The 19857-nt window shown below is 45.3% G+C and carries 16 protein-coding genes and 1 pseudogene; 7 read left to right on the top strand and 10 right to left on the bottom strand.

The genetic code is table 11. The annotated features are described in order from the left end of the window. Window positions 1-88 precede the first annotated feature (88 nt). The 3 genes from HWN40_RS02715 (at window position 89) to HWN40_RS02705 (ending at window position 2262) form a co-directional block, all read left to right on the top strand. Window positions 89-712, top strand: a complete 624-nt coding sequence (locus tag HWN40_RS02715) for a GbsR/MarR family transcriptional regulator (protein WP_176964313.1) — start codon at window positions 89-91, stop codon at window positions 710-712. 85 nt (window positions 713-797) lie between these two features. Further along, a complete protein-coding gene (locus HWN40_RS02710; RefSeq protein ID WP_176964312.1) occupies window positions 798-1226 on the top strand; it encodes a nucleoside 2-deoxyribosyltransferase in 429 nt (142 codons plus the stop codon). 121 nt (window positions 1227-1347) lie between these two features. After that, window positions 1348-2262, top strand: coding sequence for a bile acid:sodium symporter family protein (locus HWN40_RS02705; protein ID WP_176964311.1), 915 nt, complete (start codon window positions 1348-1350; stop codon window positions 2260-2262). 48 nt (window positions 2263-2310) lie between these two features. Here HWN40_RS02705 and HWN40_RS02700 read toward each other — a convergent pair whose 3' ends face one another. Further along, window positions 2311-2946: a TIGR00296 family protein gene (locus tag HWN40_RS02700; protein WP_246275960.1), complete on the bottom strand. Its 636-nt coding sequence runs from the start codon at window positions 2944-2946 to the stop codon at window positions 2311-2313. Between the two features lie 88 nt (window positions 2947-3034). Continuing rightward, window positions 3035-4267: a phosphoglycerate kinase gene (locus HWN40_RS02695; RefSeq protein ID WP_246276013.1), complete on the bottom strand. Its 1233-nt coding sequence runs from the start codon at window positions 4265-4267 to the stop codon at window positions 3035-3037. A 246-nt stretch (window positions 4268-4513) separates the two neighbouring features. Here HWN40_RS02695 and HWN40_RS02690 point away from each other — a divergent pair, with 246 nt between their 5' ends. Beyond that, window positions 4514-5074, top strand: a complete 561-nt coding sequence (locus HWN40_RS02690) for a flavodoxin family protein (RefSeq protein WP_176964309.1) — start codon at window positions 4514-4516, stop codon at window positions 5072-5074. Between the two features lie 118 nt (window positions 5075-5192). Next, window positions 5193-7136 (top strand): acetate--CoA ligase, encoded by a 1944-nt coding sequence (gene acs, locus HWN40_RS02685; RefSeq protein ID WP_176964308.1) that lies wholly within the window; start codon window positions 5193-5195, stop codon window positions 7134-7136. Window positions 7137-7201: 65 nt separating this feature from the next. Here acs (HWN40_RS02685) and HWN40_RS02680 read toward each other — a convergent pair whose 3' ends face one another. The 5 genes and pseudogenes from HWN40_RS02680 to HWN40_RS02655 form a co-directional block, all read right to left on the bottom strand. Further along, the gene (locus HWN40_RS02680) at window positions 7202-8275 is read right to left on the bottom strand and encodes a phosphotransacetylase family protein (protein ID WP_176964307.1); all 1074 of its coding nucleotides are present in this window, start codon (window positions 8273-8275) and stop codon (window positions 7202-7204) included. Between the two features lie 68 nt (window positions 8276-8343). Next, the gene (gene acs / locus HWN40_RS02675) at window positions 8344-10440 is read right to left on the bottom strand and encodes an acetate--CoA ligase alpha subunit (RefSeq protein ID WP_176964306.1); all 2097 of its coding nucleotides are present in this window, start codon (window positions 10438-10440) and stop codon (window positions 8344-8346) included. 109 nt (window positions 10441-10549) lie between these two features. Beyond that, window positions 10550-12463 (bottom strand): annotated as a pseudogene (locus HWN40_RS13680) (PGF-pre-PGF domain-containing protein). Window positions 12464-12732: 269 nt separating this feature from the next. After that, complete coding sequence (locus HWN40_RS02660) at window positions 12733-13761, bottom strand: PGF-pre-PGF domain-containing protein (protein WP_281361430.1); 1029 nt, start codon at window positions 13759-13761, stop codon at window positions 12733-12735. Window positions 13762-13767: 6 nt separating this feature from the next. Further along, window positions 13768-14397: an Ig-like domain-containing protein gene (locus HWN40_RS02655; RefSeq protein WP_176964303.1), complete on the bottom strand. Its 630-nt coding sequence runs from the start codon at window positions 14395-14397 to the stop codon at window positions 13768-13770. Between the two features lie 415 nt (window positions 14398-14812). Here HWN40_RS02655 and HWN40_RS02650 point away from each other — a divergent pair, with 415 nt between their 5' ends. After that, complete coding sequence (locus HWN40_RS02650; RefSeq protein WP_425487361.1) at window positions 14813-16552, top strand: chloride channel protein; 1740 nt, start codon at window positions 14813-14815, stop codon at window positions 16550-16552. A gap of 23 nt (window positions 16553-16575) precedes the next feature. Here the strand turns inward: HWN40_RS02650 and HWN40_RS02645 are convergent, their stop codons facing one another. The 3 genes from HWN40_RS02645 to cgi121 form a co-directional block, all read right to left on the bottom strand. Further along, on the bottom strand, window positions 16576-17865 hold the full coding sequence (locus HWN40_RS02645; protein WP_176964302.1) for a tRNA (N(6)-L-threonylcarbamoyladenosine(37)-C(2))-methylthiotransferase: 1290 nt from the start codon (window positions 17863-17865) through the stop codon (window positions 16576-16578). A 6-nt stretch (window positions 17866-17871) separates the two neighbouring features. Beyond that, window positions 17872-18963: a class II fructose-bisphosphatase gene (gene glpX, locus HWN40_RS02640; protein WP_176964301.1), complete on the bottom strand. Its 1092-nt coding sequence runs from the start codon at window positions 18961-18963 to the stop codon at window positions 17872-17874. A gap of 111 nt (window positions 18964-19074) precedes the next feature. Next, complete coding sequence (cgi121, locus tag HWN40_RS02635) at window positions 19075-19584, bottom strand: KEOPS complex subunit Cgi121 (RefSeq protein WP_176964300.1); 510 nt, start codon at window positions 19582-19584, stop codon at window positions 19075-19077. 110 nt (window positions 19585-19694) lie between these two features. On the opposite strand from cgi121, the gene HWN40_RS02630 reads away from it, so the two are divergent. After that, a complete protein-coding gene (locus HWN40_RS02630) occupies window positions 19695-19844 on the top strand; it encodes a hypothetical protein (RefSeq protein ID WP_176964299.1) in 150 nt (49 codons plus the stop codon). Window positions 19845-19857: the final 13 nt, after the last annotated feature.

Below are 19857 nucleotides of genomic sequence, written 5' to 3'. Positions count from 1 at the left end.
AGAGAAAACGTTATAGGCATAGACCTCAGACTAAAACAACGAAGATATAGCTATCTGGCATCCTTCCATTTGAAATTGAGGCTATTCCATGGATAAAAAAAGAAAAAAGGTGGCAAAAGTAGCACCTTTGCATCCTTGTGATGAAAGAGGAAACAATAATACACAGCATTCCCCATTGCTTTCACCAAAAAAAGAGACAAAAAATGTATCCTGGATACCCAGTGATCCTGCAAGTCCAAAAGAGGAATTCACCGAGCTTATAACCCAAAATCTGAAAGCTGAAGGATTCGATGAGATCTCCTCAAGGATCATAGGAGTTCTTTTCATAGAACCCGAGGAAATGTCACTTGAAGAGATTGCCATCGAAACAGGATACAGCCTGTCTGCGGTCAGCACAGCCATGAAGAACCTTTCTCAGTTCCACATTGTAAGGAGATTCCAGAAACCGGGTTCAAAAAAAGCTTTCTTCTTTCTGGACAAGAACCTCATATCAATTGGTGCGCAGGCACTGAGAATCAAATACGACAATGTGATCCTTCCATCCAAAAGGATATTGCCAGATATCATTGAAAAGTATGAGCAGGAGAGCTCTGAAAAAGCTCGCAATGAACTGGAGATCATTCTACGCTACTACAGGCAAATAGTAAAACTCGAATCTGTGGTAGGGGATTTTCTGGATGAGATCGAGAAAATAGTTCTTGATGAAGAGTGAGGAAACATTATTTTCACCCTGCTCACAACACAATTATTAACCATCCCGACTATGTAGGTATCCTCAAAATTCAAGGACGAGAATTATGGACGGGAAAAAACAGATATACCTTGCAGGCCCCCTTTTTTCGAAGGCTGAAAGGGACTTTAACCTGTATCTCAGGGACAGATTGGTGGAGATCGGATTCAGTGTATTCCTCCCACAGGAAGATGGGGATGACACAATTTCAAGCCGGCTTGAAGATCGGATGAAGAACATCTTCATGAATGACGTAAAAGGTATCGATGAGTCGGATATTGTGCTTGCCGTTCTGGACGGTGGCAGTGACGTTGATTCCGGAACAGCATGGGAAATGGGATATGCCTATGCAAAAGGAATACCTGTGCTTGGTCTTAAAACAGATTTCCGGACATTCGGAGACGAAGGAATTGTCAACCTCATGATGGAGATGTCAATGGACAGACTGGAGAGGGACGTCGAGGATATCCTGAAAGTGCTTGAAGATTACAGATAAGCCGCACTTTTTTGATAGGCCGATCAGCCATTTTTTCTTTTCTACAGTAACTGCCGGCCAAATCGGATACGTTCTTAATAGTTGCCATCATCTTTATTTCAAAATCCAATGGAAAGGTGGCATGTTACAAAGGTTTACTTCCCTGTTCCCGGTGTGGGCAATACTGTTCTCGGTAGTCGCTTTGTTCTATCCGGGCATATTCCTGCCCTACAGCAGTGCAATCCCCCTCCTGCTCGGGATAGTGATGTTCGGAATGGGCATGACGCTTTCCATCAGTGATTTCCTGCTTGTTTTCAGGAGACCCGGAGTAGTACTTTTCGGAACTGCGATTCAGTACATTCTGATGCCCTTGATCGGTTTTGCCCTCTCAATGGCTTTCTCGCTTTCACCGGAGCTTACCGCAGGTGTCGTACTCCTTGGTTCATGCCCCGGCGGTACAGCTTCCAATGTCATATGTTACCTTGCAAAGGGTGATGTTGCACTCTCCATTGTTTTGACCTCTGTATCAACTCTCCTGTCCTTTGTGGCCACACCACTGCTCACATGGATCTACATCGGCCAGACAGTACCTGTTGATATCTACGGGATGGTGATCAGCATCCTGCAGATAGTAATAGTACCGGTAGCCATGGGCATAGGACTCAACACCCTTCTTGGTTCCAGAATTGACAGCATCCGGCATGTGTTTCCCGCAATTTCAGTAATTACCATAGTTTTCATAATAGCAATAATCATGGCCCTGAACAGAGAAACTGTTATGGCTGCCGGCCTGCTGATCATAAGTGTGGTTGTCATACATAACCTGCTCGGGCTTGCAGGTGGTTATGGTCTTTCAAGACTTGCAGGTTTTAGTGAAATAGAAGCCAGGACGATCTCCTTTGAAGTAGGAATGCAGAACTCCGGACTCAGCGTTGCCCTTGCAATCGAGCATTTCTCAGAAATAGCAGCCCTTCCGGGTGCACTTTTCAGTATCTGGCACAATATATCCGGGTCCTTCCTTGCGTCTTACTGGTCAGGTAAAGAAATTCAGGAATAAGTACACTGCTTTAGGAAAATTAAAAAATAAAAAGAAGCTTTCAGGAAATTATTCGTTCAGACAGGCTTTTTCCCTGATATCCTTTTCAAAGACTTCCCCGTTTGGATCTTTTTCTGAGAATATCTGGCCTTCAAAACAGTAGACTTCGGCACCTTCTGACCATGCATCAGGAGGAAGACCGGCTTTTAAGCAAGTATGGCTCAAAAACTCTACCTCATCCATTTTATTCTCCGGTGCCACCTGAGGAAGAAGCAAACCCTGTCTGTAGCCGCTCTTGACTATAAGACCATGCCTGCCGATCTCAATAGAAGACGGTAGATCCTCGGGTTCCACATCCATTTGCCGGGGCTGTGTAAGAACAGTCACCTCCACCGTAACAAAGGTCATCTCATCGATACGCACAGGCGGAAAGCGGGGGTCCCTGAAACCAGCCGAGATGGCCGAATCCGTTATCGCATGTTTCAGAGGGGAATCGGCATACGGATGGCCTATGCATCCTCTCAGCTCTCCGCTTTTATTAAGGGTTACGAAAACTCCCCTGGGTTCGTCAAAAATAGACGGAAGCTGCATCTCCGAGCCGTCTATCATCTCTCCTGTACGCAGGTATGTCTCTATTGCATCCCTTGCAAGATGTACAGCCGTCTTGCCTTCTTCTTCCGTAAGCAATACTGATTTATCTTCCATACACACACTCCGATTAAGTTGATTACTGCAGGCTCAGTTTACCTAGCAAGCTGCAGGTCTTTACAGACTATAATCTAAAATGTGTAGCTCATGAGTTATGTTTGTATCGCGAGGCAGCCTTTTTAAAAGCCTCGATTCCCGGCAGAACCATACCTGCAAGATAATCAATGCATGCACCACCGCCGGTACTAAGATGGGAGAATCTGTCATCATATCCCATATTTCGAACCTCTGCAGAGATGTGACCTCCACCTGCTATGGAATATTCCGAGTGCACCGCCGCCTTTATTACCTCATGAGTCCCCAGTGCAAAGGGCTCAACTTCAGAAAGGCCTGCAGGTCCGTTGAGTACAACCGTCTTTGCATTCCTGAGCTCCTTTGAATAAGCCACAATGGTCTCGATACCAATATCATTTATAGGTAAACCATCGGCAGGAAGCTCATCAACCATAACCTCAACTCTTTTTCCGTCATCGTTGAGTGCAACATCTTCGGGAAGGCCGATCTGACCGTCAAACTTGTCCATTATCTGCTTTCCACGTTCGATCTGGTCAAGGTAACCCTGGGATTCTATGAAATCCATACTGGTCTTACCTATATCAACACCGATGGCAGCAAGCATGACGTTTGCAACAACACCGGTCAGGAGCACACGGTCAGCGCTTCCGTTTGTAAGTACGTTCTCGGCAACCTTAAGCGAATCGTCCACCTTTGCACCACCCAGCACAAAGATACAGGGACATTCACTGCCCTTAAGACCCCTGTCAAGGGAAGTTATCTCTTTTTCCATGACCCGTCCGGCTCCGCTTGGCAGAACCTCTGTAAAGCCGGTGATAGATAGCTGGGACCTGTGTGATACGGCAAAAGCATCGTTTAGGAATATATCCATAAGAGGTGACAGTTTTTTTACCATATGGGTCTGAGCATGTTCTTTTGCAGGACGTTTCAGGCTTTCCTCGGCATAGAACCTGACATTCTCAAGCAGGATGACATCTCCTTTTTCCATGGAAGCTATCCTGGTCCTGGCATGACTTCCGAAAATATCATCCACATACTCCACCTCTTTTCCCAGATACTGCGACATCCTTCGAGCATGTGGCTTCGTGGTCGTGAAATCACTTTTTCCGGCCCGGCTCTGGTGTGCCAGTAAAACGACCTTGGCGTCTTCAAGGTCCTTTAATGTGGGTATATGGCTTTTTATCCTCATATCATCAAGGATATTCTCCTCAGGGTCCATCGGTACATTCAGGTCCACTCTCACAAGGACAGTTTTTCCATCCACATCAAAATCATCGATAGTAAGATAATCTCTAGAAGTCAAAGTTCCATCACCGTTATATTTGTCACCTGTAATCTCTGGCAATATAGACTCTATATACATAATATGTTTATGTGATATAAATACAGACAATTATCATTAGTTTTGATGTGAATGGACCGGCACAATTATATTTTTTGTGTATGCTAGTCGAATTGTCTATGCTAACTGTAGTGCTAAGTGAAGACTAAAGCCAACCCTAATCCAAAAACTAATATTAGTTGACCCGTAATTTTCAACGGTGATAATATGAAGATTATAGGAATTTCAGGAAGTCCAAAACCAGGCGGCAACAATGATCAGCTTGTAGAGAAGATGCTTGGCATAGCAAAAGACAGAGGTTTTGAAATCGATAATATCCTTATATCGGATTCGGAAATTGCCCCCTGCACAGCATGTGGAGTCTGCGGCAAAGGAGAAAAGTGTCCGATAGATGACGATATGCAACCGGTCTATGATAAACTATTAGATGCAGACGGTATCGTGGTCTCATCCCCGGTATACTTCGGAACCATGACCGCACAGCTCAAAGCACTTTGTGACAGAAGCGTCCTCCTCAGAAGACAGGGTTTCAAACTGAGTAACAAGGTGGGTGCTGCGATGGCTATCGGCGGATCAAGGAACGGAGGCCAGGAAAAGACAATACAGTCAGTACACGAATGGATGCATATCCATGGCATGGTTGTTGTAGGCGACGGAGGACACTTCGGAGGAATACTCCGCAAACCTGCCGCAGAAGATGACGAAGGTATGAAAACAGCAGAAGATACCATCAATAAGATGTGTGATGTTCTGGAATTGATGAAATAAGCATAAATACTTTTTCAGGGGTTCAGATCCCCTGTTCTCATTTTATCTCCCATAACAAACGATTTAAACAAATTGATACAATATTGTTCTGGGGAACAATATTCCAAGCGGTGTTATTATGGGAGAAAATACCAGTCTTCAGACAGAAGATCTCAAGTTCGACCCACCTGATGATTTTGTTAAGAACGCAAATATCAATGATCCTGAGATCTACAGAAAAGCGGATGATGATCCAGAAGGATTCTGGGAAGAACAGGCAGAAGAGATCGAGTGGTTCAAAAAATGGGACCGTGTGCATGAATGGGACGCACCACATTCTAAATGGTTCATCGGCGGAAAACTGAACGCATCATACAATTGCCTTGATGTAAATGTAAAAAAGAATCCGGATAAACTTGCTATCATCTGGGAAGGCGAGAACGGAGATATCAGGAAATATACCTACAGGGAACTTCTTGAGGAAACTGCCCGCCTTGCCAATGCACTCAAGGAGCAGGGTGTGAAAAAAGGCGATATTGTTACTATCTATCTGCCAATGATACCCGAGATTATCATATCCATGCTCGCATGTGCCAGAATAGGTGCTCCGCACAGTGTGGTGTTTGCTGCCTTTTCCGGAGGTTCGCTATGTACACGGATCGAAGATGCAAAAAGTGATCTTATTATAACCTGTGACGGTTACTACCGCAGGGGAAAGATAGTCGAGCAGAAAAAAAAGGCAGACACCGGATTGAGTTCATGTGAGTCTGTGAAAAAGGTCATCGTGGTCAAAAATCTTGGAAATGAAATTGATATCGAGTCAGGAAGAGATATCTGGTGGCATGATATCCTAAAGGATACCGATCCTGTGTGTGAGCCGGAAGTTATGGATTCCGAGGATATGCTGTTTCTGATGTATACCAGCGGTACAACAGGAAAACCAAAAGGTATCGTACACACCACCGGTGGCTACATGGTTGGAACCCACATAACCGCTAAGTGGATATTCGACCTCAAGGATGATGATATATACTGGTGTACAGCCGACTGTGGATGGATCACAGGACACTCTTACATCGTTTACGGACCTCTCTCAAATGGCACGACTGTCCTGATGTACGAAGGAGCGCCTGATTATCCTGAAAAGGACAGGTTCTGGGATATTGTGGAAAGACATAAGGCAACCATACTGTACACAGCTCCGACCGCGATCAGGTCTTTTATGAAATGGGGAGATGATTGGCCCGCGAAACATGACCTTTCAACACTCAGGCTGCTTGGTTCTGTGGGAGAGCCCATCAACCCGGGTGCATGGATATGGTACCATGAGAAGATAGGAAATAGCAGATGTCCTATTGTGGATACATGGTGGCAGACAGAGACGGGAATGGTGATGATATCGCCGCTTCCGGGTGTCACAAGCACCAAACCGGGAAGTGCCACATTTGCGTTTCCAGGGGTAAAGGCGGCAGTACTTGATGAGAAAGGAAAGGAAATGCCTCCTGGAAAGGACGGACTGCTGGCAATCACAAGACCCTGGCCCAGTATGGTAAGGACAATACACGGAGATGAAGAAAGGTTTATTGAGACATACTGGTCAAAATGGGACAGAGATACATATTTTGCCGGAGACGGAGCAAAAATGGATGAAGATGGTTACTTCCTTATAAGTGGTCGTATCGATGATGTCATACAGGTCTCCGGACATCGTATCGGTACCGCTGAGATCGAAAGTACACTGGTATCACATCCGTCGGTTGCTGAAGCCGGCGTTGTGGGCAGATCGGATGAGATCAAGGGTGAAGTGATCTATGCCTATGTGATATTGAAAACAGGCATATCCGGCAACGATGAGCTCAAAAAGAAACTTACAGGTCATGTTGATGCAAACATCGGACCATTCGCGCGTCCCAGAAGAGTGATCTTTGCCGATGAACTGCCAAAGACCCGAAGCGGAAAGATCATGCGCCGCGTTCTCAAGGCAATAGCCAACGGTAAAGACACAGGTGATGTGACAACACTGCAGGACCCTGATGTTGTCGATGTACTAAAAAACAGGACAAAAGAAGCTGAATCAGTTTAAGTTGATGGTGAAGTAGAGGAACAGATCTCTCCCTGACCATCATTCTTTGATATTTTGATATTTGCTCAGAGTTCCAGATCCATAACTTCGGCAATCGAACTCAAGTCAACGTTACTTTCCAGAAGGTCCACTATCCTGTCAAGTTTGACCTGCTGTTTTATGTGAGCATGACCGATCAACTGTTCCATCCTCTCAATGGTTGTCATGGTGTCACCACGCACAAGGATTACCGGAATATCCGCTTCCTCCGCACTTGCAAGAACAGCACCGCTCGGGAGCATGTTTCCTGTAAGTATCAGGCACTTTACCCTGGACTCAATGGCAGCCATCTGTATATCTGCCCTGTCACCACCGGTTATTACGGCGCTGTTGGGAATCCTTCTGAAGTACTTGATGGCAGAACCTGCTTCCATTGCCCCTACAAGGTAGTTTTCCACAAACTCGTCAAGGCGGTCAGCGCCCACAAGAACCTCCGCACGAAGGCCTTCGACAATCTCCGAAATCGGGACGGATCGAAGCGTCTTATCCTGTGGTATGACTCCGAAAACCTTGATGCCTTTCTTTTCAAGGAAGGGAACAACAAGTTCGGTAACTCTTTCCATCATATCCTCAGGTACCTCATTAAGTATTATGCCTGCAAGTATATCCCTGTCCTGTATTATACGGAGATCACAAAGTATACGGTCAACCGCATAGATAGAATCAAAGCGCGTCACAAGCAGCATCTTTGTCCCGAGCTTGGAGGCAATCTCAGGGTCGGAAAGATTGTACATTGCTCCTCCTCCGATACCGCCCGTACCTTCGATAATGACAACATCCTTTCCTTCCGAGATTGAAGAATAGGCCTCCATAAGTCTGTCGTCAAGATCCTTTTTGACGCCGGTCAGTGCATCGTCTATCAGGCTGTCGGTCAGATGGATCGGAGTGATGATCTTTGTCGGGTCATCGAGCTCCAGCATCATCTTAATGCCTTCGGCATCCTCATCCGTAAGAGAGCCGTGGACGTCGATCAGGAGATTTCCCACCGGCTTCATGTATCCGACTGCATAACCTTTGTCACGGAATATCTTGCCCAGCCCCATACAGATAGAGCTTTTACCTGAGAACTTCTCTGAAGAACTAACCAATATCGATGCCATTATCTTGCTCCCTTGAACCTGATTTTCATTATTTAAAGCCTGCTTTATATTATGATAGTAATTGGTACTTATTTTACGTCTATGGTGAACCGCACATCCATTGCGACACAACCCTGCCCGTCCTGCATTACCATGAGAGGATTGATCTCAAATTCCAGTATCTCGGGAAAATCTGTTACAAGTTGTGAGATCCTCATAAGCGTATCTATGATAGAATTTATATCCGAAGGTGCCTCCCCTCTGACACCTGCGATCAGAGGATAGCTTTTTATGGACGAGACCATGTGCTTTGCCTCCTCTTTACTTATGGGTGCCACAGCAAAGGAAACATCCTTGAGGAATTCCACATAGGTGCCTCCGAGTCCGAACATGAGCAGGGGACCAAATTGTGGATCACGGTTCATACCGATGATGACCTCCTTTCCGCCTGAGACCATCTTCTGCAGCTGTACACCGGATATCCTCGCCTCCGGCATATAGCGGTGAACGTCCGACATCATTGAATTATAGGCACGTTCGATATCATCCGCATGCTGCAGATTCAGGCGTATACCTCCCACATCGGTCTTATGGGATATGTCAGGAGAGACTATCTTCATCACAACCGGATAGCCGATCTCCTCTGATGCCTCTACTGCTTCAGGAAGTGATTTTACTATCCTGGAGTCAACAACATTGACCCCGTAGGAGGACAATATGTCCATGGATTCGAGACCAAGAATGCGTTTCTTGTTTGAGACTGCATCCCTGATGATCTTACCGGCAGTATCTCCGTCCGCATTAATTGAAGGTGGAGATACGTATTTTCTCTTCTTTATCGAATAGTATGTACAGAGCGCATCCATACTGGCAACAGCCCGCTCAAGGGAAGGATAATTGGGGATACCGTTCTTTTGCAGTATCACCTCACCCTCTGCAACACGGGTACCTCCTGCAAGGTTGCACAGAATGGGTTTCTCTGAGCCCTTTATGGTATCCACTACCTTTTCTGCGATCTCAGTAATGTCGGTCATTGCCTGGGGAGAAACTAGAAGGATTATACCGTCCACGTTCCCGTCAGCAAGTACCGTTTCCAGAGCATGTGCATATACGTCCGCGCTGGCGTCACCGAGCACATCCACAGGATCATATATGTTAGCAGCCGGGGGAAGTGTCTCCCTTAATTCATTAATAGTATCTTCTTCGAAAGATGCAATATTCAGTCCCGCACTGGAACATGCATCCGCTGTGAGTATCCCAAGACCTCCGGCATTTGTTACGATTGCGATATTCCTGCCTTCAGGAAGAGGATATGCCGAGAAAGCCCTTGAAAGATCAAGCATCTCTATCAGGGAGTCTGCCCTTATCACTCCACTCTGCCGGAAAGCCGCATTATAGGCAGCATCAGATCCGGCAAGTGTTCCTGTATGTGAAGATACAGCCCTTGAACCCACAGAAGTTCTTCCTGACTTAACAATCACCACAGGCTTTGATCTGCTCACACGTCTTGCTATTTCTATAAAATCAGGACCGCTCTTCACACCTTCCAGATAAGCGGAAATTACAGCAGTGGAATCATCGGTTTCAAAGAATTCCAGGAAATCATTCTCATCCAGGTCTGCCTTATTCCCCAGACTTACGAACTTGGAAAAGCCCACATTTGTCCTGTCAGCCCAGTCAAGGGCCACGGTACATATCGCACCGGATTGTGACATCATTGCGATATTGCCTTTGTGTGCCTTATTTGCAGCAAAGGTGGCATCAAGTCCTGAATCTGTGTCAATAATACCAAGACAATTGGGCCCCACCATCCTGATATCGTATTTTTCACATAGCTCGAGGCATTCGCGCTCCAGGCGTGCACCTTCCACACCAGCTTCCTTGAAACCTGCGGATATGACCACAATATTCGATATACCTGCGCGTCCGCACTGGTCTATTGCCTCAGGTACGAATTTTGCCGGGATCACTATTACTGCAAGGTCGACGTTCATCTCTTCCGGAACGTCAAGAATGCTTTTATAAGCCTGGAAGCCCAGTATCTCACCATCATTCGGGTTTATCGGAACGATATTCTCGAAACCACCTGATATCAGGTTCTCAAGTACCGCCCTTCCGACTTTTCCCTCTTTCCTGGAGGCACCTATCACTGCTACAGCATCCGGATCAAACATTCTCTCAAGCATGATTTTCCCTGAATTTCCCTTGCTATACCTAAGCTGCGATTGTACATAAAATATTGGGAAAGATAGTGATAAGTCCTACGTAAGAATATATCCTGTTGTATAGGAGGGATTATCTTCTAAGACGCCTGATTACCTCTCCACCCTGGCTTCTCAACTGGGGCCCGATCTCATCAAAACTTATATTCTGCTTTATAAGCACAAAACCAACGGCCCACAATAAGAATAAAACAAGGCCCAACAGCGTTAAAGCATACGATGCTACGGAGTCGCCAAAAGTTCCAGCCCCATCCTGACCTGATGGATCATTTTTCAGAAGACTTGTATTGCCTTCAGAGGAGTTGTTTATCCTGGCGGCAGGAAGGCTTACGGATGTACTCTCATCCATGCTTGAGATGGCAAATATTGAAAAACCAAGAGTTTCAGAGGTATAATACACAAATTCCTCGTCCTCATCCACTTTTTCCGTATCCAGGGGAATCCATTTATCGTGATAGTTGTACAGCAGTATCGCATCATGGTCTACGTCGTTGGATTCCAGCCATTGTTTTTCAACTTTGAAATTGACCTTTCCTTCAGTAAGCTTGTAAGGGGAATACTACCCGCTCCCGATCCAGACGTTGGAGTTCTCATAGACCAGACCGGGGGCATTCCCTGCTGCAAAACCGGAAGTGTCCTTTAGTGATTCGACAATGGTCTTTACCTGTCCACCGCTCAATTGCGGGATGAAACTGATCGATGTGATACCGGTCCTGCCTTTATTGAACTGAAAGGTCACTTCTTTTCCGCTTACGATTGATGCAAAGGAAAGATCTGTAAATTCGATATTTTCGTATGCTTCCTGTGACTGGGTATTTGTACCTTCCCTCATAGCTCCTGAACTGGAAGAAGAAGAAGGCTCGGAATCATCGGAATCACCTGAGTCTTCAGAATTCGTATTTTCGGCAGAATCTGCTGATTCTTCAGTGCTCTCTTCAACACTATCATCTGTAAGGTCATTGGTTTCAGTTTCAGAATCTGACTGGTTATCACCCTCATTCGGTTCATCGTCATCTGGAGAGGAATTATCGGAAGATTCACTGTCGCTGGCCTGATCTTCTTCCTCATTATCTGTTTCATTGGAGTTGTCAGTGCCTGAATCGGAATCATTGCTGTCATTTTCCGGATTGTCTGATCCGCTGCTTTCTTCAGAAGAGTTTTCGCCTTCGCTATCCTCTGATTCGTTGTTTTCTTCAGAACTACTGTCGCTATCTATGTCCTCTGCTTCGTTATCGTCTCCAGAAGAATTATCATTATCTGTATTCTCTGACTCATTCTCATCCCTGGAAGACTTATCTTTCTTTGTATTATCAGGTTTTACTTTATCCTTTTTGGAATTGTCTTTACCGGAATTATCTTTTTCATCATCAGATTCGTCATCATTTGAATCATCTTCTGAAGAGGAGTCGTCCTCCTTATTATCTTCTGTATTCACGTCAGAGGAATTGTCATCTTCAGAGAAACTTGCACTCTCACTGCTCTCTCCACTTTCACTATCATTGTCACTTACATTATCTGCTTCCGGGTCATCAGAAGAATTAGCATTCCCACTATCATCTGCGCTTTCTTCACCAGATTCCGTGTCATCGGCAGAAGAATCATCGGTTTCACTATCGTTTTCACTGTCATTTGTTACACCATTATCGGATGTCTCACTATCATCAGAAGTATCTTCTTCGCTTTCGTTAGAACCATCAGTTTCCGTATCATTGGATTCTGAGTCATCAGAAGAGGAATCATCCCTGCTGTTATTATCTTCGGTATCCTCACTGTCATCCGAGCTCGTGGTTTCGGTTTCAGCGTCTTTATCATCTGTTTCCGAATTTGAAGAATCACCTGTTTCTGATTCATCATCAGAGCTACTACTGCCTGAATCGGAGTCATCTTCCGTGGATGGATCACTTTTTTCCTTTTCCTTTCCGCCAGAGGAATCAGCGTTATCTTCATCAGAAATATTAGAAATATCATCAGAGTCGGCACTTGCCAATCCTGAGACAGACAGAAATAAAGCAATACATATAAGCCAAACAATTATTTTCCGATAGTTACTGCAGACCATATCCCCGTTTCCTGGTCTTTGTAAGAAAGAGAACAATTTGTGCATACCCACCAACAACAAGCTTATTTTGGTCCGGGCTGCAATAAACATTATAGAAACTAAATTCAGTATCAGAGTATCTTATCAGAAAAATATAGAACCGGGAAGGCTTCAGAAAATGCTATAGTTATTTAGTATCCTAATTCGAAATTAACTTCCTAGCGTTTGATGCGACGATAGCGCTTTCCGTCATGATTACTGACTCTTGAGCGAACTCTTTCATAGCATTCTTCACAATATTCCTTATTCCTGTAACCAAGCAGGCCTATGAAAACAACACCAGCCAGAACCAGTGTTACCCAGATGAACGTTGAAGACTTTTCCTCCTGGGTCGCAACATTGCTTTCAGGTTCTGCCTTCTCATCAACCGACTTTTTAACATCACTTCCACCTGAAACCGATTCTGTCTTCTCCTCGCTGGCCTCTACACTGGTAATTTCTTCAGTTATACTGGAGATAGCGAATGGAGAGAAGCCAGGAGTCTCGGCTACGTAGAAGAAGTACTCGTCATTCTCGCCGGTCTGTGAGGTCGGAAGCTGCGTCCAGGAAGATCCAGAATACCTGAGCAGTTTGATTGAATCGGCATCTACACCCCTGGACTCGATCCAGCTCTTCTCAACCTTGAACACTATCTGTGCATCGGAAATCAGACGTGGAATCAGCTTGCCATCCCCTACCCAGATATTGAGGTTCCTGTAGACCTTTCCAGAAGGAGCACTTTTTACCAGTGTGGATGTGTCCTTGAGCACTTCAATAATGGTCTTTGTCTGTCCACCATTGATACTGGTAGTGAAACTTACAGAGATGATGCTGTTATCCTCTCTGCTGAATTCGAACATTGTTTCCCTGTCCTTCACAACAGGCTTGAGTGTGTAGTCCTTGAACTCAATGTTCTCATAGGCCTCACCGGTGGTCTGGGAGCCACCTCCGCCACCACCGCCGGAACTACCACCCGAGGTTGAGCTTGTGTCGCTTGATGAATCAGTTACAGTTATTGAAACTGTCATGGAGTCATTAGCTCCCTCTTCATCAGTAACATTGAATTTAACAGAGTGAGTTCCTTTCTGGTCTTCAGAAGGAGTCCAGTCAAAAACCTGGGTTGAGGCGTCGAAAGTTGCATTTTCTGGCAAAGCACTCACATTTGAATAAGTAAGTTCGGCATCATCATCAGTATCTGTTGCACTGATAGTGAATTAGAGATTCTCGTCCACCTTTACTGTTTGGTTATCAATTTCTTCGAATTCAGGAGGGACATTAACATTTGTAACAGTGATCTCCATTACTTCAGAATCACTGGAACCATACCCGTCAGAAACACTGAACTCAACATAATAGGTTCCATTAGCTGTATAATTGCTTGTCCAGGAACCTTCACCAGAAGTTGGATTGAAATCATCAAACAGATCGGTCCTGTTACAGGTGAAAGTACCAGAATCACCGTCAGAATCTGTTGAGTTAATATCTACAGTAACGGTTTCTCCTTCCTTGATAGTAACAGGTGTATCAACATCAGTGATGTAAATTGGATTGTTAGGTAGCTGAACATTGTCTGCTACTCCACTTGACAGAGTAGAAGTGGTTGCATTGTAAGCATAAACTGTGATGTTGGACCACTCATGTGCCAGAAGACCAGTATCATTGAACTCGGAGATACTGTCATTGATCCAGCTTCCATCATGACTGATATTATAACTGTCTGCAATATCACCACTATCTGATTCCCACGTATGCAAAATCCAGGAGTCTCCTGTTGAATTATCTAAAATTACAGGCTCGCTGGCTGCTGCGCTCGCAATGAACACAGGGTTGAATATCGAAAGCATAATTGATATGCTTATAAGGACTCTTACATTATTCAATAACCTATTTTTAACATCGTTTTTGGTGAAAGGATGCATAGTACCACCCTTGTTGACAATTTTTAATTAAACTCCAGATTGACAAGATCTAAAGTTTTACTCCACTTTTTAGCCAGGCTACGCTGGCATAATCTACTGTATTATGTATGTTTATGCGGACATTCAGTGCATTCACTGATGCCCCCACGAATCTCCACTAATTAGCAATAGTCAATAATATATTATAAATTTATTTATTTTGCTCAAATTTATAATATATCTATAATTAATATAATAAGATTCAGAAAATGATTCTGTAAAACCCTACCGGCAAAGTATTTCTACAATGCAGGAATATCCAGCCAGTGCGACCAAAAGGTCCTAACAGAGATGAATTGCCTTGGATCTTATATCCGGAAAAATCAAAGAGAACATTTATCAGTGGCTACAGAACGAGTCGGTAATATCTAATTCTCTCGCACTGCTTGTCGGCACACTCACAGGACTGGCCATCGTTCTTTATGACCATGTGCTTGAAGGCAGCGAAGAGCTCTTCTTTGGCAGTTTCTATGGCCTGCCACGATACTATGTAATCCTGATACCGGCGATCGGTGGATTGGTCGTAGGAATACTTGTTCACTTCTTTACAAGCACCAGACGCTATGATATTGAGGAGGTCATCGAAGCCACCACACTCAGAGGCGGACGCATATCTGCCCGAAACGCCTTCCTGGAGGTCCTTGCATCCGTCATATCCATAGGTTCCGGGGGTTCTGTGGGGAAAGAAGCACCTGTGGTACTTGCCGGATCAGGGCTCGGTTCATCACTTGCAAGGGCACTCAACATATACGGGAACAGGGTTAAGATACTTCTAGGATGCGGTGCTGCCGGCGGTATAGCCGCGGCATTCAACGCACCTCTTGCAGGAGTGGTATTTGTTGTTGAAGTCATACTGGGAGAGCTGGAAGCCAGTACTTTCATACCAATAGTTATATCGTCGGTCTTTGCCACCCTTGTGGCCAACACCATATTTGGTGTCAGGATCATCCATGCCTCAAACTATGAGCTCGTAAGTCCCTTTTACGAGTCAGTACTGTATCTGGGACTCGGGATATGCGCGGGTATTGTAGCTGTCCTGTTAATGCGGTCACTGAATTCAACACACGATCTTTTTCAGTCCCTGAAGGTTCATCCCGTATTGAAACCAGCAATTGGTGGTTTCTTTGTAGGAATGATCGGGTACTTCTACCCGCAGGTATTCGGTGTCGGATATGATGTAATAACAGACGCACTTGCAAACGAGCTGGCACTTAGCCTCATGATCGTGTTGATTTTTCTGAAAATTATTGCATTCTCGCTGACACTGGGGTCCGGAGGATCGGGAGGGTCGATTGTGCCTGCACTCTTTACAGGTGCCATGCTGGGCGGAGCATACGGCACCATAGCACATGGGATATTCCCGGAAGTAACAGCACAATCAGGTGCCTATGCCCTTGCAGGTATGGGGGCGGTCCTGGCAGGCACAAGCCATGCACCTCTTGCCGCAATACTGATCCTTTTCGAACTGACGCGCGATTACAACCTGATACTACCCATCATGTTTGCATGCGTTGTCAGTAATCTTGTCTCAAGCGCATTGAACCCTGAATCGATATTCACAGAAGGACTGCGCAAACGTGGTTTCATCATACGCAAAGGTAAAGAGGTCGACATTATGGAATCACTGCTTGTCAGGGATGCCATGAAACATAATGTCCAGACAGTTTCCGAGAACAAGAAGGTGACCGCCCTTATAGCCCTGATGCAATCGAGCCGACATGCCGGATTTCCGGTACTTGACCCCAATGGCAGGTTATGCGGTATTGTTACCCTCAAAGATCTCAGAGACAAGGTAAAGAAAGACGAATTTGAAAAGAGCATCTGTGAAATAGCAAGCAGAGAAGTGGAAGTAGCTTACCCCGACGAGACGCTCAATACAGTCTTAAGGCGTCTTGCCGCAAAGGATATAGGAAGATTACCTGTGGTATCAAGGAATGACGAGACAAAACTTCTGGGGATAATAACCAGAAGTGATATTGTCAAACTTTACGATAAGAAGATCATTGATAAAGTTCAGCAGCAAAATCGATCAAAGATATAAAAGATTTAAGAGACCGATTCTCATCAGCTTATGATATTGCCCAGGAAATATCCGGGCGTAGCATCATATATACTGACCCTGCAAAAAGTTCCGGGAGAAGCACCGGAATCCGGGCTGCATTCGGGAATGACCACAGGAAGATAGGAAGCCGTACGTGCCATCATACCCTGCTGTTTTGCCTCCTTGGAGAGAAAAACGGTGAACTCCCGGCCGATCATGGAATTCTTGGTATCAAGCTTTATCTTCTCGCACAACTCATGGAGTTCGTTGGACCTGCTGACAATGATACGGGAGTCAATCTGACGGTACTCCAGGGCTTTTGTAAGAGGGCGGGGAGTGTATCTTGAAATATTCACCTTATCCGGCCTGAATTCTTCGATCCACTGCCGGGTCTTCAGCAAATCCTCTTCACTCTCGTCCGGATAGCCCACTATAATATCCGTGAAAAGTGTCAGGTCATCAAACCTTTCCCTGAAACTTCTGATCACATTATTAGCCTCTTCTATGCTATGATAGCGGTTCATCCTTTCAAGAACACTATCAGAAGCTGACTGTATGGGAAGATGCAATAACTTGTATACTTTCTCATTCTCAAAGGCATCAAGCAGATCATCCAGAATGGGGATTACAGAAAAAGGATTCATCATACCCACACGCACCTTGAAGTCACCGGGTATCCTGCAGATCATATTCAGCAGTTCAGGAAGCAGCACATCCCTATCTGCTCCATACTGACCGTTATCCTGCGAGGTCAGCCATATCTCCCGGCAACCTTCGGAAATAGCACTTTTGATATCCTCAAGGATTTCCTCAGGTTCAAAGGACCTTAGCTTTCCCCGGGCAATACTGACAATACAGTAGGCGCAGGAATAGTTACACCCCTGGGAGAGCTGGCAGATGTGTATGTTGGGATTGAAGCGCATGCGAGCTACGTTCTGGAAACCCTCCGGCTCCTGCTGGAAGAACTGGGTTCCTTTCTTCCCGGAATCAAGGGAATCAAGGATCTGGGAAACCTTTGAGATTGAATTGACGCCAAGGATGTGAGCTTCGGGATTCTGAGCCAGGATATCGTCAAGCTGTACCTCGGGCATGCAGCCGGCTACAATCACTTCTTTACCAAGTTCTCCTGCCTGCCTTATCTTGTGCAGGATCTTCTGTTCTGTGGAATATTTTACAGTGCATGTGTTGATAAGCAGTACATCGGCATCCTTCTCGGGAACAAGAGAGTGTTTACTATCCCGGATAGCAGCTTTCATAATTTCTGCGGATGCCTGACTTGCAGAGCATCCGTAGGTAGATACGTGAACCTTCATTTTAGATTACTGGTAACGCAGAGGCGTTTCTTCCTTATCGTGGATATAAATAGTATCTGTAAATTTGACAACACCGGAGCTGCCCATTGTAATACTGTGTACCCTTGCATCACCTTCGCCGAACAGGCTTACTCCGTTAAGTATGGGTCCTGAGGTGACACCTGTGGCCGAGAATATAACATCCCTTCCGGGAACCAGACGATTTGTGTCAAGCACATCGTTAATGTTGTCTTCGGTAATACCCATGGTAGCAAGCCTTGGCATCTTCTCTGCCTTTTCCTTTGCAACCTCATCATCGGATTTACCGTTGGCAACAGTCGGAAGAATAAGACGTGCAAGGATCTTTCCGCCAAGGCATTTCATGGCGGCTGCGGTAAGAACAGCTTCTCCGGACCCTCCTGCACCGAGCACCATGTGTACACCCGATCCTCTTATCGCTGTGGATACACCAGGCATGAGATCACCATCTTCTACAAGTATGACACGTGCCCCTGCATCTCTTATTTCTTTTATCTTCTTTTCATGTCTGTCCCTTTTAAGGATGACAACAACAAGCTCATCCACGTTCCTGTTAAGTGCCTCGGCGACAATTTCAAGATTGTCCCTTACAGGCGCATCGAGATCTATCTTATGATATGGATGCTCACGTTCATACTTCACGACTTCCGGACCCACCACTATCTTGTCCATGTAGATATCGGGTCCGTGGAAAAGTCCTCCCCTCTCAGCCATTGCCATAACAGCGATAGCTCCGGGAAAACCGTTTGCTGCAAGGTTGGTACCTTCAAGAGGATCAACGGCGATATCCACTTCAAAGTCCTCTTCCCATGTTCCGACCTTCTCCCCGATATAGAGCATAGGAGCTTCGTCCCGCTCACCTTCACCTATCTTGATAATGCCTTTCATATCAAGACAATTGAGCATCCTGCGCATGGCTTCCACTGCCACCTGGTCAGAATAGTGTTTATCCCCGCGACCCATCTGGTAGGATGCTGCTATAGCTGCGGCTTCAGTAACGTGCAATAACCTTGGCAAAAGTTCGGCTTCTATCGAACCTGCACACTTGATCATCTCTTCTGCGGTTTTCGGATGAGACATAATTAATTTCCCCGGATTTCAATTAATTTCCACATAAACAGATTATGTGACACATGTATTAACAATTTCCATATTAGAATCCCGACCTTTCAGGCCGGAGATTTAAGATTCTTATTTCAGTAAGTCCACAAGGGCCACCCTCTCGAGAACCAGATCGGGTATCATTTCTTCTCCCGCGGCCTCAATCTCTTTTTCACCTATATCGAACTGTGAGAGAATGGCATCCCTTTTGCCGGGACCGTATTCGATAACATTTTTACTGCTTATGAGTTTTTCCAGTGATGCGATAGAAGCGGATATACTTTCCGGATTACCCAGCACTACAAACACAAGGTCCATTTCACCTTCGTGTAAACCCATGGAAAAAGCATCTCCTATCTGCCTTTTCCCTGCTGCGTACCTCATGATCTCAATTCCCGAATCATTGGCTGCGTTGGATTTATTATCAATCGCACGTAGTGCCTTCTCGATGGCAAAAACAATATGCTTCTCTCCTGCGATCTTTTCTGCGTTCATGGCCTGGATTATCGTCCCGTTATTTGAAGAGATATCAGAGATCCGCTTCAGAAAACGTGGAACATTCTCTATATCCGTGTGACCGCAGAATATCTTAAAATCCATGTGCTGGAATTGGAGCTATCCCGGATAAGCATAACGGTATCCTGTAAGCATTAAAGATTGCGCAAATTATATTTTCCGGGGAAGCAGATTAATTATGGGAGGTTAGACCTATGGACAAATCTTGTGATATGCAAATCGGGGACCAGTATTCATGTGAAAACTGCGCCTTTGAGATGGAAGTGATCGTTCCCTGTGACGTATGTGACGAAGGCAGGATCATGTGTCCGTGCTGCGGAGAGAACATGCATCCAAAAGAATAAGATGAGTTTAAAT

The organism is Methanolobus zinderi (genome assembly GCF_013388255.1).
Classification (GTDB): Archaea; Halobacteriota; Methanosarcinia; order Methanosarcinales; family Methanosarcinaceae; genus Methanolobus; species Methanolobus zinderi.
Note: the sequence above shows the minus strand (reverse complement) of the source record. Positions and strands in the feature narration are given on the sequence as shown.

Excerpts from the sequence above, each read along its gene's own strand:
- HWN40_RS02645 (WP_176964302.1), bottom strand. The coding sequence starts at position 17,865 with ATGAAGGTTCACGTATCTACCTACGGATGCTCTGCAAGTCAGGCATCC.
- HWN40_RS02690 (WP_176964309.1), top strand. The coding sequence starts at position 4,514 with ATGAAGATTATAGGAATTTCAGGAAGTCCAAAACCAGGCGGCAACAAT.
- acs (WP_176964306.1), bottom strand. The coding sequence starts at position 10,440 with ATGCTTGAGAGAATGTTTGATCCGGATGCTGTAGCAGTGATAGGTGCC.
- HWN40_RS02710 (WP_176964312.1), top strand. The coding sequence starts at position 798 with ATGGACGGGAAAAAACAGATATACCTTGCAGGCCCCCTTTTTTCGAAG.
- HWN40_RS02630 (WP_176964299.1), top strand. The coding sequence starts at position 19,695 with ATGGACAAATCTTGTGATATGCAAATCGGGGACCAGTATTCATGTGAA.
- HWN40_RS02680 (WP_176964307.1), bottom strand. The coding sequence starts at position 8,275 with ATGGCATCGATATTGGTTAGTTCTTCAGAGAAGTTCTCAGGTAAAAGC.
- cgi121 (WP_176964300.1), bottom strand. The coding sequence starts at position 19,584 with ATGGATTTTAAGATATTCTGCGGTCACACGGATATAGAGAATGTTCCA.
- HWN40_RS02715 (WP_176964313.1), top strand. The coding sequence starts at position 89 with ATGGATAAAAAAAGAAAAAAGGTGGCAAAAGTAGCACCTTTGCATCCT.
- HWN40_RS02705 (WP_176964311.1), top strand. The coding sequence starts at position 1,348 with ATGTTACAAAGGTTTACTTCCCTGTTCCCGGTGTGGGCAATACTGTTC.
- acs (WP_176964308.1), top strand. The coding sequence starts at position 5,193 with ATGGGAGAAAATACCAGTCTTCAGACAGAAGATCTCAAGTTCGACCCA.
- glpX (WP_176964301.1), bottom strand. The coding sequence starts at position 18,963 with ATGTCTCATCCGAAAACCGCAGAAGAGATGATCAAGTGTGCAGGTTCG.
- HWN40_RS02700 (WP_246275960.1), bottom strand. The coding sequence starts at position 2,946 with ATGGAAGATAAATCAGTATTGCTTACGGAAGAAGAAGGCAAGACGGCT.
- HWN40_RS02655 (WP_176964303.1), bottom strand. The coding sequence starts at position 14,397 with ATGCTTTCGATATTCAACCCTGTGTTCATTGCGAGCGCAGCAGCCAGC.